This is a genomic window from Cupriavidus sp. 10L45 (genome assembly GCF_056395225.1).
Window position 1 is genome coordinate 189,078 of the sequence record NZ_JBFTJC010000011.1, and the last position, 12,940, is coordinate 202,017.

Sequence of the window (12,940 nt, forward strand, 5' to 3'; positions counted from 1 at the left end):
GGTTTCCTCACAGGTCGGCGGCGATGCCGCGCTTCCGGACGGCCGGGCCGTGGCTGAGCATCGGCAGCGGGCCGGTCCATTCCTCGAACTTGGTCAGGGCGCCGCGATAGAGCAGCGGCACGTCGCTGAGCGCACCGTTACGGTTCTTGCGGATCAGCACCTCGGCGTAGCCCCTCAGCGCTTCGTTGCCCGGGTCGTACATCTCCGGCCGGTGCACGAACAGCACGACGTCTGCATCCTGCTCGATGTCGCCCGAGTCGCGCAGATCGGACAGGATCGGCTTCTTGTCCGGCCGGTCCTCGTTCTTTCGGCTCAGCTGCGCCAGCGCCACCACCGGCACGTTCAGTTCCTTGGCCAGCGCCTTCAGGCCGCGCGAGTAGGCGCCGATCTGCTGCGTGCGCATCTTTTCCTCGCCACCGGTCATGAGCCCCAGGTAGTCGACGATCAGCACGTCCAGCCCATGCTTGCGCTTGTGGGCCTTGGCCTTCGTGCGGACCTCCAGCAGCGACATGGCCGGCGTGTCATCGATGGCAAACCGCATGTCGTTCATGGTCTGGATGGCATGCGTCAGGCGCGGCCAGTCGGAGTCACCCAGCCGGCCGCTCAGCAGAGCCGACAGACCGATGCCACCGCGATTCGCCGCCGCCCGGGCCACCAGCTCCTGATCGGACATCTCCATCGAATCGAGCAGCACGCTCAGACCAGCGTCGGCCATGTTCAGGCCCATGTCGGTCGTCAGCGCCGTTTTGCCCATGGACGGGCGGCCAGCAACGATCACCAGGTTGCCAGGATGGAAGCCGCCGTTCAGCGCCGCGTCGAGCGATTCGAGCCCGGTGGAGATGCCGGCCGTCACGCTCCCGTGGTAGCGCTCGTCAACGCGCTCGACGAACTCGTTCATCAGGTCGTAGAGCATCTTCGGGCCACGGCTGACACCGACCTGCGCCAGGTGCGCCAGCAGCCCCTGGGCCTTGTCCACKATCTCGGTGCCCTTCATCGCGCTGGGCGTCTCGACCAGTTCAAGCACCTTGCGCGCGGCCACCGCCGTCTCGCGCAGCAGCGCGCGGTCGCGCACGATCTCGGCGTAGCGCCCGATGTTCGCGGCGCTCGGCGTGTTCTGGGCCACGGCGCTCAGGTACGGCAGGCCGCCGATGCGCTCCGCCCGCCCCTCAACCTGCAACTGCTCGAACACGGTGAGCACGTCCGCCGGCTTGTTCGCTGAGACGAGGCGGACGATGGCCCCGTAGATCAAACGGTGGTCGTCGCGGTAGAAATGGGCCACGTCCAGGCCGTTGATGCGGTCGACGGCGTCGTTGTCGAGCAGCAGGCCGCCCAGCACCGCCTGCTCCGCCTCGACGCTGAACAGCGCCCGGGCCTGCGGGAAGTCGTCTGGCGCGTTCATCGGCGTTGGCTGGCCGGGCCGACCACGTTCTTCACGACCTCGCCGCGCCAGAGAACGACATGGGCGGACAGCGAGGCGTCGAAGGCTTCGGGCTTTAGCCGGAACTGGACCGGCAGTGTCTCGTCGTCGATGCGCGCCGGGATAAAATCCGCGTCACTCAACCAAATTACGCGCCCCTCAAGCATGAGCAATCTCCTGGATGATTCGTGGGTGGTGGCAATAAGCGACTACCAATCCCCTTCCCGCTTCGCGGTGAGCGTGGAGCCGTCGTTCGACATGCTGCAGCGCAACCTGGCAGCACTGAGCGACGGCCTGGCGCCGCCGCACTACACCGTGGTTGGCCTTTTTGAGACTGAGGAAGCGGCGCGAGACTGGGGCCGTCACATCCAAACGATGCGAAACGGCCGAGCGGACATCCAGGATCTGCTGACGCGACGACCGGAAGAGAATTGAGGCGGTCATGCGGTCACCTGCTCGTGGTAGCGCTCCTCGCGGATTTTCGTGAAGTTTTCCGCCTTCACGATCCACTCAAGCGATGCGACGAACGGCTTGCGGCCTGGCTGTGGCCGCGTGCGGCCCGTCAGGAAATCCGATTCGGCGATGTACGCGAACAGCTTGCGCCAGTAGTCCAGCGTCTGGCGCTTCGGATCTTCGTTCCACCGGGCCCGCAGGGCTTGAGCGCGTGCAGGCGTCCAGTCGCGAATGCTTGGGCACATCGGCAGCAGCTCGTGGTACAGGGCTACGATGGCCTGATGCGGGCAGTCTGGCCTCCCGGGCTTCCGGGGTTTCCCCGTGTCCGGTTCGAGGACGAGATCGGCAGCGGTGTCGCTGTCGACGACCACTGCGTCAGCAGTGGTTAGGGTGTTATCTGGGTAGTGGTTAGTGGGAGGTGGGGAGTGGTTACCCATGACAGGTGCCATGACCGATTCCGTGACCGGTTGTGACATGTCACAGTTTTCAGGTGTGACAGGTTGTGACGTCACACGTGACAACATGGCTTCGAGTTCACGCATCGGCGTGTCGTAACGCGGCACGATGCCATGACCGGCCAGCACCTCGAACATCGCCTTGCGCCGTTCGCGTGACTTGCGCTGGCGCTCCCGGTTACCTTCCTTCGAGTTCTTCTTCTCGGGCTGCTCGGGGCGGTCCCAGTACTCGGCCAGGATCTCCATGGCCCGCTTCTGGATGAAGCCGTCATCGCCCTTCTCGAAGAACTTGCCCACCACGTAGTCCACCGCCTTGCGCTCCGCCGGGCTGGTGGCGCGGGCCATTCGGTAGACCTCTTTGCGGTCCAGCGGCAACGGCTTCTCGGTCTGGTAAAGCTGGTCCAGGAGGCGGCTGTACGCGCCGTCTTCCAGCATGCTCAGCCCGACCGTGTCGCGGATGTAGTCGCCAATGTGGCGCTCGTAGTAATTCATTGCTGCGTCCCCGGCACCACCTGTTTCAGCATGGCCTCAAGCGCGTCGATCTCGCGCTTCGCCTCGGCGCACAGATGCAGGCGGGCGCCACGCGACTCGGCGGTGGTGATCCGGTGCAGCAGCTCGTCGATCCAAGCGCGCTGGGCTCTCAATGCCTGCTGTGCTTCCATGTGCGTCCTCAGTGCTGCGTGTTCTGCTCGGCCAGCAGGTCGTGAAGGCCCACGGTCTCGAACGCCTGCGCGATGCGCGGGTCCTGCATGGCCTTGGCAAGCGCCTTGGTCAGCCGGATGTCGTCTCCCCCGCTCTGCTCCACCGCGTCCTGCATGGCCTTGATGGCCACCTCGCGTGCTTCCAAATGCCTCATGCACCCCTCGCTGCCAGCACCGCTTCCATGATGGTCAGAGCCCCGCGGTGCATGAGGTACTGGCTGAGAATCCGGTTACCCAGCACGCGCTCGACGTCGGCGATCTTCTCGGCCGGCAGGGAGCGGCGCGGGTTGCCCTTGGCGTTCAGGGCGTCGCGCTGGAAGTAGTCGCTGACGTGCGACGGATAGAGATCGGCCAGGGCGGCCAGCGCCTGGAGAGTCAGACCCGGCTGGGTGCGGCGTTCCCACGCCAGTGCGCAGGCGTCGCGGTAGGTGCTGCACGTTGCGATCTCGGCGTCAGGCAGAAAACGCCCTTTACCGTTGATGAAAAATCCTTGAGACCCAGTACCGGTGCCGGTTTCCGGCTGTTCGGCTACCCGCATTTCTTCTTCTCCTGATTGGAAAATTCAATCGATTCCACAGTTGCTTCCACAGTTGGCCGGGGGGCCAAATGAAGGCGTCGATTAACGACGCCTTCTTCACTTTTTAGGGTGCGTACCCACAGCCATGGAACAATTGAGACATCTCACCTTCTCAACCACCCACGAAAGGGGTACGCATGAAAGTCGACATGGCGAGCCTTCATGGCCAAATCGCTCTGCTGCAAAGCGTTGTTTCGCTCTTGATTCATACCCACCACAATCAAGACGTGGTGAAACAGCTGCTGCCTCTCATCAACGAAAAGTTCGGCGCTGCGCTAGCAGACCCGATCGAAGACCTCTGGCCCGAGCTGGCCGAGAACTTCAATCTCGACGACTGAGGGTCCTTCGGATTTCGGCTCTCGCTTCTTCACCAGCGGTTTTGATTACCTGGGTGAGGACGACCCGGTCGGCTCGGTCTTTCAGTTCCAGCGCCGGCCGGATCAGCCACAGCACCAGGCGCGCGTAGAGTCGTTTCATGGGGGTGTCCTCAGGCTGCTCCAGCTGCGAAGAAAAACGCCAAGAGGTCTTCGCGGCTGAACGTCGCGCCGAATTCGTGGCACGCCTTCCAGAGCGCATCCATGCTCGCTTTGCGCGGCACCTTGCGCGCGTAGACCAGATGCGTCTCGATGTAGACGGTGGTGGTGTTCGCCGCCTTTGCGAACGCTTCCTTCCGTTCCGCCGGCAGAGACCGGTAGAAGGATTTGAAGTCTTGGGCGCAAGTGATGGTGTCCATGGCCCGATTCTATGACCGTTTTGGTCATAGTTCAAGGCACAACTGTTACCAGATCGGTTTATTTACCTTTTAGGTCACTCCGGGTTCAATCACGCGCATGAAGTCAATCAAGGAAATCCGCCGCGAGAAGCTGGCGATCGCCATCCGTGAACGGTGCGAGGACAACCAGTCCCGCGCCGCCGAGCGCCTTGGCTATTCCACGCCCTCGCTCGTCAACCGCTACCTCAGCGGGGCGAAGGACATAGGCGACCGGACCGCGCGCAAGGTCGAGGAAACCCTCGGCTACCCGAAATTCTGGATGGACTCCGATGCGAGCCCCTTGGTCCCGTCCGACCAGGCGACGGATCTGGCCCGGCGTGTGAAATTCATGCTCGAGAAGATCGGCCTGCCTCCGGCGGAGATCGCGCTCGCTGCTGGCACGACAGAGCAGGACGTGCTGGAATGGGCCGAGGGCACCAGGAAACCCACCCTAGTGCAGGCGATCGGCCTCCAGGAGAAGCATCAGATCAACTCGGTGTGGCTGCTGAACGGCAAGGGTCAGCCGACGCCGGCCATCAGCTACAACGACGACTGGGCCCCGATTCCCATTCCCCAGAGCGCTTTCAGAAGGATCCCCGTGCTAGCGATGGCAAAGCTTGGTGACAATGGCCATTTTTGTGACTTGGAGTACCCCGTTGGGCACGGTGACGGGTATCTGCAGTTCTTCAGCATGGATTCGGACGCATACGGCCTGCGCTGCGTCGGAGACTCGATGGAGCCACGCATCAAGGACGGGGAATTCGTGGTCATTGAGCCAAACCATGCTGTCGCCGCCGGCGACGAAGTCCTGGTGCGCTCGAAGGACGGCCGCGTCATGATCAAGATTCTGGGCTACACGCGCGACGGCTACAGCGCCTTCCTTTCCGTGAACCAGAGCCACAAGACCGTCAAGATTTCGGCCGCCGAGGTCGAAGAACTGAGTTTCGTAGCTGCAATCGTCAAGCCGTCCGCCTGGCGCCCTGAGTAAAACAATCCCATTGGAGAAGAAATTGCTGACCATCCGTCTGCTGACCTATGGCCTTGCGGCATCCATCCTTGCAGGCTGCGCCGTAGGGCGCGGTACCGTTGACATTGCCGCCCCACAAGCGGCGAACCCGTCGAGTGGCAAGTACGTTCGCATCGACTCGGTCGTGGACAAGCGCACCTTTACGGTCGCTCCGCCCAGCGCTGACATGGCGTCGTTAGACCCAGACGAGGACACGAGCGACGCCTCAAAAGCGCGCGCAGTCGGGCGGAAGCGAAATACGTACGGCAAAGCGCTGGGCGATATTTTGCTACCCGAAGGGAAGACGGTTTCTGGTCTCGTCGAGGGCGCTGTGACGACGGGGTTCCAGCAGGCAGGCTACGTGGTCGTCAAGAAGGGGGATCCGAACTTCGATACAGCTGCGCCGGTCAGCGCGCAAATCACCGACTTCTGGGCTTGGTTCCAGCCTGGCTTCTGGTCGATCAGCGTGAACCACAAGTCAGAGCTTCAGCTCGCCGGGAACGTCGACCACCTTCAAGGACAGCAGACGATCCGGACGCGCGTGACGGATTCCAAGCAGATGGCGTCCACCAGTGAATGGCGAGAGATCATTGAGAAGGGCCTCGCATCCATCACGGAAGAGACGAAGAAGCTGCTGTCACAGTAACCCCTTCCGCGCCGCAACCGAACCCGCCACCCTTGGCGGGTTTTCTTTTGCCTATCACTGTTACCAAAACAGTAAAAACAATCAATCGCTGCTGTTACCTTTTTGGTTTGCATATTGTTACCTAGTTGGTAACATATCTCCATCAACTCACCGATGGAGGCCAACGTGGCAACCGCTCTCATCATCTTCTTCGTGGCTGGACTGGCCTGCGCCTTCTTGGGCTGGGCCTGCGTCCACGTTGGCGCGAGGTCAGACCAATGACCACCGTCCAACGCACCCCCTGGCCGTTCCCCACGCCGGCGGCTCGCCCTGCCCCCGCCGGCGTGCGCGAGCGCCTCCTGCGCCAGCCGCGAGGCAGCCAGCGGACCGACATCGAGTTCCGCGGCACCGACCGTGACACCGTCGTGAGCGTCGCGAACGATCGGGCCCGCGGCATCGACGCATACCGCTCTCCGGCCGTGCAGTCCATCCGCCACGACGGCGACGAGTGGATCTGTGTCCTGCGCTACTACAACGCCGACTGAGGCCGGCAGCCATGAATACCACCGACAACGCCTACGGCACGCGCGACGAGCGGGCGTATCTCGCCGAGCTGGCGCGCAGCCCGAACGCCGCCACCCTGCTCTCCAACTACATCGCCTCGTCCGAGAAGCGCGTGGTCTGGGGCACGATCGACAAGACCGAGGTGCTGCTGTACGCGCAGCTGCTGCTGGGCAACGCCGGCGCAGCCGAGAAGGCTGACACCACCGTGCGGAGGGCGGCATGAACCGCTACGCCTTCCTGGTGGCAGTCGCCCTCTACATCGCAACCCCGCTGGTCGCGCTGGCCGGGATGCTCGTCGCTTCGTGGGTGTCGCAATGACCCGCGCCCAAGACGCTGCAATCGAACGGGCGAGCGGGCACGAAAACCTGCTGCGCGACGCGCTGGACGCCCTGCGCGCCTACATGGATGCCGTCCGCTTCACGCAGGACAAGCAGGCGCTGATTGGCGCCATCCGCCTGGCAGACGACATGGCCCGCAACGTGCTGGCCCGTGCAGCCCAGGAGACCGGCCATGCATGAGCGCGAACGAAACAACCGCCTGCTGACCGTCGCCTTCTGGCTGGCGCTCGGCTACGCGCTGGTGGCCGTGGCCCGCGAGGTGCTGGCGTGAACTACGACCCCGCATCCAACACGCTGCTGGCCGTGGCCAAGTGTTCGCGCGGCCGGCAGTGGACCGGCGCCGTGGGCTTCGGCCTGGCCGCTGGCGTCATCTGGTACCTGACCGTCGTCATCCGCGCCGGCGCCCTGTAACCCTCTCTCAGGAGATCCGCATGTCTACTGCCGTCGCTGAGCGCCCGGCCGCCAACCAGAAACAGACCCTCGTCGCCAAGTTCGCGGCGAAGTACAGCATCGAGGCCGAGAAGCTGCTCGGCACGCTGAAGGCCACGGCCTTCCGCCAAAACGGCAACCAGGACATCACCAACGAGCAGATGGCCGCGTTGCTGATCGTGGCCGACCAGTACGGGCTGAACCCCTTCACGAAGGAAATCTACGCCTTCCCGGACAAGGGCGGCATCGTACCGGTGGTCGGTGTGGACGGCTGGTCGCGCATCATCAACGAGCACCCGCAGTCCGATGGCTTCGAGTTCATCGAATCGGAGGAAACGATCACCTTCGAGGGCAAGACGGTGCCGGTCTGGATGGAAGTGCACATCTACCGCAAGGACCGCGCGCGGCCGATCAAGGTGCGCGAGCGATTCGCCGAGGTGGTGCGTGCCGGCATGCAGCCGTGGAAGAGCCACCCGTCCCGGATGATGCGCCACAAGACGCTAATCCAGGGCGCGCGCTTGGCCTACGGCTTCGCCGGCATCTACGACGAGGACGAAGCCGCGCGCATCGTCGAGCGCGACATGGGCCCGGCCGATACCGTGGCGGCGGCCAGCCGCTCCGTGGCCATGCCGCAGGCGAAGCCGAAACAGGTCGAGCAGCAGGCCAGCGAGGTGATCGAGCAGCCGGCCGCGCGGCAGCGCCAAGGCGCCGCCCAACGACAGCAGGCCAAGGACGAGGCGCAGGACGTGCAGCCGAACGACGCCGCGCCAGCCGACGGCGCTGATCTGGCCACCGACGGCGAGAAGCAGTACGTGCGCTCGAAGCTGTCCGGCGCCGACATCCCTATCCAGGAGGCACTGGACGCGCTGGGCCTGTCCACCCCCGACACGCTCGACGGCCTGACCCGCGACGGCTTCGTGGCGCTCCAGGACTTCATCAAGGAGAACTGCTGATGTCCGCCCTGCTCTTCGACGAGGCGTCGCACACCTACACCGCCGACGGCGTGGTGATCCCGAGCGTGACGCAGATCCTCGCGCCCCTGAACGACCTGTCGTTCATCAAGCCCGACGTGCTGCAGTACAAGCGCGAGCTGGGCACCGCCGTGCACAAAGCGACCGAGCTGTACGACCAGGGCGAACTGGACGAGGCCACCGTGCCGGCCGTGGTGCAGCCCTATCTCGACGGCTGGATCCGCCTGCGCGCGGAACTGTCCTTCGAGATCCTCGGGATGGAAGAGCGCGTGTTCCACCCGGCCCACCGCTACGCGGGCACCTACGACCGGCTGGTGCTGCTCGACGGCAAGCGCTGCATCTGGGATCTGAAGACCGGCGGCATGTTTCCCAGCTACGGCCCGCAGACCGCCGCCTACAAGAACGCCGTCGAGAAGGCCAGCGGCAAGCGGGTTGAGGGCCGCTACACGGTCGAGCTGCGCGACGACGGCACCTATCGCCTGCACGAGATGACCGACCCGGAAGACTGGCCGGTCTTCCTTGGCTGCCTGGCCCTGCACCGCTTCAAGAACAAGCACGCCGCCTGATCGCGGCTCTACCCCGGAGATCCTGACTGTGACCGATTCCACCAATACTCAGGGCAGCGTCGCCTACGACGCGAGCGACGCCGTCGTGCTGGCCGGCAAGGCCCAGCGCATGCTCACCAGCGCCCAATCCTTCGTGATCGACAGCCCGACCATGTACGAGCTGGCCGCCGCCGACCTGCAGAAGGTCAAGGGCCTGTCGAAGGACGTCGAGGAAAAGCGCACCGCCATCACCGGCCCGCTCAACCAAGCGGTGAAGGCCGTGAACGACCTGTTCCGCGCGCCGAAGGAATACCTGGCGTCGGCCGAGAGGGCGCTCAAGGGCGCGATGCTGACCTATGACCGCGAGCAGCAGCGCAAGGCAGAGGAAGCCCGGCGCGAGGCTGAGCGGGTTGCGCGTGAAGAGCGCCAGCGCATCGAGGCCGAGGCACGCGAGACCGCACGCCGCGCGCAAGAGGAAGCCGACCGCATCGCCAAGGAGGCGGCCGACGCGGCAGCCGCTGGTGACGCGGCCAAGGCGGCCGAGCTGCAGCAGCAGGCCAGCGACACCGCAGCGGCCGGCGCCGCGCAGGCGGAGACGATCGCCATGGAAGCCGAGATGGTCACGGCCGCCCCGGTGCCGGTGGCCACCGCCGCGCCGAAGGTGGCCGGCCTGTCCACCCGCCAGAACTGGAAGGCGCGCCTCACCGACAAGATGGCGCTGATCGCCTTCATCGCGCAGCACCCCGAGCACCAGCATCTGCTCGACGTGAACCAGTCGGCGCTGAACCAGCTGGCCAAGGCTCAGAAGGACGCCATGCGCCTGCCGGGCGTTGAGGCCTATCCCGACGCTGTCATGTCCGCCCGCGCGGCCTGATTCTCTCCTACCACCACCGGAGCCACCGAATGCTCGAACTCGATACCGAACTGGTCAAGATCAACCACATCAACGCGCGCAACGAGAAGCACGGCGACGACGCGGTGCTGGCCGTCGACCTGAAGCTTCAGGCGCGCATGTCAAACGACGTGCTGTCCCTGTTCTCGCCCATGCTGAAACAGAGCTTCTATCACAAGGACGAGTCCGTGCAGGGCGACCTGGTGACCGACGCCGGCTACCTGCCTAACCTGAAGCACCCGAGCATCGGCCCGGTGAAGTGGGCGGGCGACTGGGACCACCAGCGTCTGGCCATCCACAACGGCGTGCGCAAGCAGGGCGACATCGTGCTGGGCGACGCGAAGATCAACAAGCTGGCCTTCGACCTCCAGGAGGGCGGCACCGTCTTCGTGACCTTCCGCGTGCAGGCGCACCCGGACGAGAAGACGTCCGCGAAGCTGCTGGCGCTGCTCGGCCAGGAAGTGCACATGAGCCTCGGCGTCGACGAGGACGCGCAGGAATCGGTGGACTGACGATCAACGGGCGGACGGCGGCGGGACAACGCCGAGTCCTTAAACAGCGCGCGACGCCTTCTCCTGGTTGGGAATGTCGCCTGTCCGCCCACCCTACAGCGAGCATGAGATGAGCAACGAGAAGAACAACGAAGCCGCGAGCGTGGCGCAGGGTATGACGCTGCCACAGATGGAAATGCTGCGCGCGCTGCTGGTCTCGATCCGTCCGGAGTACGGCACGCCGGGATCGCGCGACGTGGACATCGGTCGCCAGCAGAAGCGCATTGACGCCGCACTGGCCATCCTCGCCCAAGCCGCACCGCCCGCCGCGCAGAAGTGCGCCACGTGCAACGACCACGGGATGATCGGCGGCCCGAGCTACTACGCGCCCGACGAGGGCGGCGTACCGTGCCCGGATTGCGCCGCCGCCGATGCGGGGAATACGACCCCAATCTCCGCAAATTCTGCGGAGATTACCCCCGGCACGCTGCCCTACCCGACTGAGCCGACCGATGCGCTGCTCGAGGTGCTGGGCCTCATGCTCTACACCACCACGCCCATCGCGCATGCGCTGCGTGCCGCCGGCACCGACATCCCGAAGCGCTGCGAGGACGAGCAGGCGCACGTGCTGCACTGGCTGATCCAGTTGGCGCTGCAGCATGGCGCGGAGTGGCGCTCGCGGGCAGCGAAGAGCATCGAAGAACTGCAGGCGGCGACGCAGGCCGCCAGCGAGGTGCGCGCATGATCCGCCGCGAATATCGTACCTTCGGCTTCTGCTGCGGCCTCGGCGGGGGCGCCAAGGGCTTCAAGAAAGCCGCCTCGCAGGTTGGCAACATGATCGCCACCTGCAGGTGCATCGGCGGCATCGAGGTCGCCGCGCACCTCACTACAAATTTATCGCAGCGCGTCTTGTTAAGCGCGCTTCTGCGCAAACTCTGCAGCAGCAAGAACGTCCGAAGCTACTTTATCGAAGCTCTCTGCGGAACTGATCCACTCTGCACACTTCCCTTCAAATTCAGGATCCAAACCAAGGAGAGACCGGCCGTGGTTCTTTTCGATCTGAATCTTCATACGCCGTATTTGGATCCGAATTGTAGAGCCAAGGCCAACCGCATCGGGCTGCAGATCCGCTTCGTCGAGCCGCAGAGTCTGGTCAAAAACACTCGAAAGGCCTTCGCCGTTGATATTCATGACGTTCACCATATCCGCGACACGAAGGAATTCCTTTCGCTGATTATCGAGCTCACTGCATACCACAACGAATTCGGATGTAATGCCTCGCAGCCGACGCGCAATCACCAACCGGTGGTCCAGCTTTTCTACCCGATCGCGTTTGACTCTATCCGCTCCCTGCCGCCACGGCACGTATATGGCGATTCCGATGCCAGCCACAGATCCAACTGCCTGGAACCATGCAGCAACGCCATCCTTGTCCGGCCACATCGCGTGGCAGGCAAGAGTCAGTATGGTCAGCGCCAGCAGTGCGGCCCCGAACTCAAGCCATCGCCAATATTGCTTCAACACCCCTCAGCCCTCCCGTTTTGGGGAGGCATCCTAGCATGAGCCGAATCGTCTGCCAGTTCTCTTGTGGCGCTGCTTCGGCAGTAGCGGCAAAGCTCGCGATAGCCCAGTTCGGGCCATCGCGGGATGTCCAGATCATCAATGCCTTCCTGAAGGAAGAGCATGAGGATAACCGTCGCTTCGCTGCCGACTGCGAAGCGTGGTTCGGAAAGCCGATCACCACTCTTCGGGACGAACGCTACGGCGCCAGCGTCATCCAGGTGTTCCGCCGCCGGCAATACATGAAGGGCCCCGCTGGAGCGCCATGCTCGAAAGCGCTGAAGCGCGATGTCCTAGACGCATGGAAGCAACCGGGCGACATCATGGTGTTTGGCTATACCCTGGAAGAAGAAGACCGCCTGGATGACTTCCGGGAGCGCAATCCAGACCGCCCAATTCTGGCGCCGCTGATCGACGCCCAATTGAGCAAGGAAGACTGCAAGGCGATGGTCCAGCGCGCCGGTATTGCGTTGCCCGCGATGTACCTGCTCGGCTATGAAAATGCCAACTGCATCGGTTGCGTGAAAGGTGGCGAGGGCTATTGGCGGGCCATCCGCGCGGACTTCCCAGAATACTTCGAATCCACCTGCTTGCTCCAGGATGAAATCGGGGAAGGCTCTTGGTTCCTCCGCTATCGTTCCGGGCCGCTGAAGGACCAGCGCTTCCCGCTCCGAAAATTGCCCGCCGGGCCGATCGTTCGCAACGAAGTGTTGCCGTCATGCAGCTTCTTCTGCGAAATGGCAGAGCAGGAGTACTCAGCGTGACGACTCACAAAGGAACCGCGCAACATCTTACTGCTGGCCGAGACCGGCGAGACGTTCATGCTCTCGGCTACGCCGGTATGGGTGCGGCCGGTGGCAATGGCGCTGACGGTGGCGCAGCCGGAGGCCGCGTAATGTCAGTTCTCAACCTCATGCCAGCCGGCGAAGCTGTCGTTCATGTTGTTCTCGTAGGTCCATTTCGTCCCGCACGTCGAGCAGATGAACGACGTCTTGATGACGGGTGCCTTCCCGAATGGGCGGATTTTCTCACTGCCGGTTTCAACAAGGGCGTCGTGCCCCCGTTCCCCGCGGCTGTCGGGGAGGATCGAAAAGCAAGCATCGCACTTCGCCATGGCCGTCTCCCAAGAATGGTGACGTTAGGTGGCACCAATGAAGTTGCCGGT

Annotated in this window: 24 protein-coding genes; 15 read left to right on the forward strand and 9 right to left on the reverse strand. The window is 63.9% G+C overall.

The features are described from left to right. Nucleotides 1–7: 7 nt before the first annotated feature. A complete protein-coding gene (gene dnaB / locus AC1DFU_RS20710) occupies nt 8–1,399 on the reverse strand; it encodes a replicative DNA helicase (protein ID WP_477159702.1) in 1,392 nt (463 codons plus the stop codon). Beyond that, nucleotides 1,396–1,584: a hypothetical protein gene (locus tag AC1DFU_RS20715; RefSeq protein ID WP_211943846.1), complete on the reverse strand. Its 189-nt coding sequence runs from the start codon at nt 1,582–1,584 to the stop codon at nt 1,396–1,398. Before AC1DFU_RS20715 ends, dnaB begins: the two co-directional genes overlap by 4 nt. On the opposite strand from AC1DFU_RS20715, the gene AC1DFU_RS20720 reads away from it, so the two are divergent. Beyond that, a complete protein-coding gene (locus tag AC1DFU_RS20720; protein WP_477159703.1) occupies nt 1,583–1,852 on the forward strand; it encodes a hypothetical protein in 270 nt (89 codons plus the stop codon). The genes AC1DFU_RS20715 and AC1DFU_RS20720 overlap by 2 nt on opposite strands. A gap of 5 nt (nt 1,853–1,857) precedes the next feature. On the opposite strand, the gene AC1DFU_RS20725 is transcribed toward AC1DFU_RS20720, so the two are convergent. Genes AC1DFU_RS20725 through AC1DFU_RS20740 form a run of 4 tightly spaced genes read right to left on the reverse strand, consistent with a single transcriptional unit; the run spans nt 1,858 to nt 3,564 of the window. Next, nucleotides 1,858–2,817, reverse strand: a complete 960-nt coding sequence (locus AC1DFU_RS20725; protein ID WP_244844980.1) for a YdaU family protein — start codon at nt 2,815–2,817, stop codon at nt 1,858–1,860. Next, nucleotides 2,814–2,987 carry a hypothetical protein gene (locus tag AC1DFU_RS20730; RefSeq protein WP_250024633.1) on the reverse strand — a complete coding sequence of 58 codons (174 nt, stop codon included), beginning with the start codon at nt 2,985–2,987 and terminating at the stop codon, nt 2,814–2,816. The genes AC1DFU_RS20725 and AC1DFU_RS20730 overlap by 4 nt, the downstream gene beginning before the upstream one ends. A gap of 8 nt (nt 2,988–2,995) precedes the next feature. Next, nucleotides 2,996–3,181, reverse strand: a complete 186-nt coding sequence (locus AC1DFU_RS20735) for a hypothetical protein (RefSeq protein ID WP_250024634.1) — start codon at nt 3,179–3,181, stop codon at nt 2,996–2,998. Then, nucleotides 3,178–3,564, reverse strand: coding sequence for an XRE family transcriptional regulator (locus AC1DFU_RS20740; RefSeq protein ID WP_477159704.1), 387 nt, complete (start codon nt 3,562–3,564; stop codon nt 3,178–3,180). Before AC1DFU_RS20740 ends, AC1DFU_RS20735 begins: the two co-directional genes overlap by 4 nt. A 176-nt stretch (nt 3,565–3,740) precedes the next feature. Between AC1DFU_RS20740 and AC1DFU_RS20745 the strand changes: the two genes are divergently transcribed. After that, the gene (locus AC1DFU_RS20745) at nt 3,741–3,941 is read left to right on the forward strand and encodes a hypothetical protein (RefSeq protein WP_477159705.1); all 201 of its coding nucleotides are present in this window, start codon (nt 3,741–3,743) and stop codon (nt 3,939–3,941) included. On the opposite strand, the gene AC1DFU_RS20750 is transcribed toward AC1DFU_RS20745, so the two are convergent. Together AC1DFU_RS20750 and AC1DFU_RS20755 are read right to left on the reverse strand one after the other, a co-directional pair. After that, nucleotides 3,925–4,080 carry a hypothetical protein gene (locus AC1DFU_RS20750; protein WP_477159706.1) on the reverse strand — a complete coding sequence of 52 codons (156 nt, stop codon included), beginning with the start codon at nt 4,078–4,080 and terminating at the stop codon, nt 3,925–3,927. The two genes, AC1DFU_RS20745 and AC1DFU_RS20750, sit on opposite strands and share 17 nt — an antisense overlap. Nucleotides 4,081–4,090: 10 nt before the next feature. Next, complete coding sequence (locus AC1DFU_RS20755; protein ID WP_284459701.1) at nt 4,091–4,336, reverse strand: hypothetical protein; 246 nt, start codon at nt 4,334–4,336, stop codon at nt 4,091–4,093. Nucleotides 4,337–4,433: 97 nt separating this feature from the next. Here AC1DFU_RS20755 and AC1DFU_RS20760 point away from each other — a divergent pair, with 97 nt between their 5' ends. From AC1DFU_RS20760 to AC1DFU_RS20820, 13 genes are all read left to right on the forward strand, one after another. Continuing rightward, a complete protein-coding gene (locus tag AC1DFU_RS20760) occupies nt 4,434–5,342 on the forward strand; it encodes a LexA family transcriptional regulator (protein WP_313818743.1) in 909 nt (302 codons plus the stop codon). A gap of 22 nt (nt 5,343–5,364) precedes the next feature. Beyond that, on the forward strand, nt 5,365–6,006 hold the full coding sequence (locus AC1DFU_RS20765; RefSeq protein ID WP_477159707.1) for a flagellar biosynthesis protein: 642 nt from the start codon (nt 5,365–5,367) through the stop codon (nt 6,004–6,006). A 257-nt stretch (nt 6,007–6,263) separates the two neighbouring features. Further along, nucleotides 6,264–6,530, forward strand: a complete 267-nt coding sequence (locus AC1DFU_RS20770; protein WP_477159708.1) for a hypothetical protein — start codon at nt 6,264–6,266, stop codon at nt 6,528–6,530. Nucleotides 6,531–6,541: 11 nt separating this feature from the next. Next, the gene (locus AC1DFU_RS20775; RefSeq protein WP_284459707.1) at nt 6,542–6,772 is read left to right on the forward strand and encodes a hypothetical protein; all 231 of its coding nucleotides are present in this window, start codon (nt 6,542–6,544) and stop codon (nt 6,770–6,772) included. A 91-nt stretch (nt 6,773–6,863) separates the two neighbouring features. Beyond that, entirely contained in the window at nt 6,864–7,067 is a 204-nt protein-coding gene (locus AC1DFU_RS20780) for a hypothetical protein (RefSeq protein ID WP_477159709.1), read from the forward strand. Nucleotides 7,068–7,154: 87 nt separating this feature from the next. Continuing rightward, nucleotides 7,155–7,298, forward strand: a complete 144-nt coding sequence (locus AC1DFU_RS20785; protein ID WP_477159710.1) for a hypothetical protein — start codon at nt 7,155–7,157, stop codon at nt 7,296–7,298. Nucleotides 7,299–7,318: 20 nt separating this feature from the next. Continuing rightward, nucleotides 7,319–8,269 (forward strand): phage recombination protein Bet, encoded by a 951-nt coding sequence (gene bet / locus AC1DFU_RS20790; protein WP_477159711.1) that lies wholly within the window; start codon nt 7,319–7,321, stop codon nt 8,267–8,269. Continuing rightward, nucleotides 8,269–8,853, forward strand: a complete 585-nt coding sequence (locus AC1DFU_RS20795) for a PD-(D/E)XK nuclease family protein (RefSeq protein WP_477159712.1) — start codon at nt 8,269–8,271, stop codon at nt 8,851–8,853. Before bet ends, AC1DFU_RS20795 begins: the two co-directional genes overlap by 1 nt. 28 nt (nt 8,854–8,881) lie before the next feature. Beyond that, a complete protein-coding gene (locus AC1DFU_RS20800; protein WP_477159713.1) occupies nt 8,882–9,706 on the forward strand; it encodes a hypothetical protein in 825 nt (274 codons plus the stop codon). Between the two features lie 29 nt (nt 9,707–9,735). Then, complete coding sequence (locus AC1DFU_RS20805; protein ID WP_477159714.1) at nt 9,736–10,236, forward strand: hypothetical protein; 501 nt, start codon at nt 9,736–9,738, stop codon at nt 10,234–10,236. Between the two features lie 109 nt (nt 10,237–10,345). Next, nucleotides 10,346–10,960, forward strand: coding sequence for a hypothetical protein (locus AC1DFU_RS20810; protein ID WP_477159715.1), 615 nt, complete (start codon nt 10,346–10,348; stop codon nt 10,958–10,960). Further along, nucleotides 10,957–11,778, forward strand: a complete 822-nt coding sequence (locus AC1DFU_RS20815; RefSeq protein ID WP_441645870.1) for a hypothetical protein — start codon at nt 10,957–10,959, stop codon at nt 11,776–11,778. The genes AC1DFU_RS20810 and AC1DFU_RS20815 overlap by 4 nt, the downstream gene beginning before the upstream one ends. Continuing rightward, the gene (locus tag AC1DFU_RS20820; protein WP_441645871.1) at nt 11,775–12,539 is read left to right on the forward strand and encodes a hypothetical protein; all 765 of its coding nucleotides are present in this window, start codon (nt 11,775–11,777) and stop codon (nt 12,537–12,539) included. Before AC1DFU_RS20815 ends, AC1DFU_RS20820 begins: the two co-directional genes overlap by 4 nt. A gap of 134 nt (nt 12,540–12,673) precedes the next feature. On the opposite strand, the gene AC1DFU_RS20825 is transcribed toward AC1DFU_RS20820, so the two are convergent. Further along, the gene (locus AC1DFU_RS20825; RefSeq protein ID WP_441645873.1) at nt 12,674–12,889 is read right to left on the reverse strand and encodes a hypothetical protein; all 216 of its coding nucleotides are present in this window, start codon (nt 12,887–12,889) and stop codon (nt 12,674–12,676) included. Nucleotides 12,890–12,940: the final 51 nt, after the last annotated feature.

Coding starts and splice junctions, on each gene's coding strand:
- AC1DFU_RS20745 (WP_477159705.1), top strand. CDS start 3,741: ATGAAAGTCGACATGGCGAGCCTTCATGGCCAAATCGCTCTGCTGCAA.
- AC1DFU_RS20750 (WP_477159706.1), bottom strand. CDS start 4,080: ATGAAACGACTCTACGCGCGCCTGGTGCTGTGGCTGATCCGGCCGGCG.
- AC1DFU_RS20775 (WP_284459707.1), top strand. CDS start 6,542: ATGAATACCACCGACAACGCCTACGGCACGCGCGACGAGCGGGCGTAT.
- AC1DFU_RS20820 (WP_441645871.1), top strand. CDS start 11,775: ATGAGCCGAATCGTCTGCCAGTTCTCTTGTGGCGCTGCTTCGGCAGTA.
- AC1DFU_RS20825 (WP_441645873.1), bottom strand. CDS start 12,889: ATGGCGAAGTGCGATGCTTGCTTTTCGATCCTCCCCGACAGCCGCGGG.
- AC1DFU_RS20770 (WP_477159708.1), top strand. CDS start 6,264: ATGACCACCGTCCAACGCACCCCCTGGCCGTTCCCCACGCCGGCGGCT.
- AC1DFU_RS20805 (WP_477159714.1), top strand. CDS start 9,736: ATGCTCGAACTCGATACCGAACTGGTCAAGATCAACCACATCAACGCG.
- AC1DFU_RS20795 (WP_477159712.1), top strand. CDS start 8,269: ATGTCCGCCCTGCTCTTCGACGAGGCGTCGCACACCTACACCGCCGAC.
- AC1DFU_RS20730 (WP_250024633.1), bottom strand. CDS start 2,987: ATGGAAGCACAGCAGGCATTGAGAGCCCAGCGCGCTTGGATCGACGAG.
- AC1DFU_RS20715 (WP_211943846.1), bottom strand. CDS start 1,584: ATGCTTGAGGGGCGCGTAATTTGGTTGAGTGACGCGGATTTTATCCCG.
- AC1DFU_RS20735 (WP_250024634.1), bottom strand. CDS start 3,181: ATGAGGCATTTGGAAGCACGCGAGGTGGCCATCAAGGCCATGCAGGAC.
- AC1DFU_RS20720 (WP_477159703.1), top strand. CDS start 1,583: ATGAGCAATCTCCTGGATGATTCGTGGGTGGTGGCAATAAGCGACTAC.
- AC1DFU_RS20760 (WP_313818743.1), top strand. CDS start 4,434: ATGAAGTCAATCAAGGAAATCCGCCGCGAGAAGCTGGCGATCGCCATC.
- AC1DFU_RS20755 (WP_284459701.1), bottom strand. CDS start 4,336: ATGGACACCATCACTTGCGCCCAAGACTTCAAATCCTTCTACCGGTCT.
- AC1DFU_RS20815 (WP_441645870.1), top strand. CDS start 10,957: ATGATCCGCCGCGAATATCGTACCTTCGGCTTCTGCTGCGGCCTCGGC.
- bet (WP_477159711.1), top strand. CDS start 7,319: ATGTCTACTGCCGTCGCTGAGCGCCCGGCCGCCAACCAGAAACAGACC.
- AC1DFU_RS20810 (WP_477159715.1), top strand. CDS start 10,346: ATGAGCAACGAGAAGAACAACGAAGCCGCGAGCGTGGCGCAGGGTATG.
- AC1DFU_RS20725 (WP_244844980.1), bottom strand. CDS start 2,817: ATGAATTACTACGAGCGCCACATTGGCGACTACATCCGCGACACGGTC.
- AC1DFU_RS20740 (WP_477159704.1), bottom strand. CDS start 3,564: ATGCGGGTAGCCGAACAGCCGGAAACCGGCACCGGTACTGGGTCTCAA.
- AC1DFU_RS20780 (WP_477159709.1), top strand. CDS start 6,864: ATGACCCGCGCCCAAGACGCTGCAATCGAACGGGCGAGCGGGCACGAA.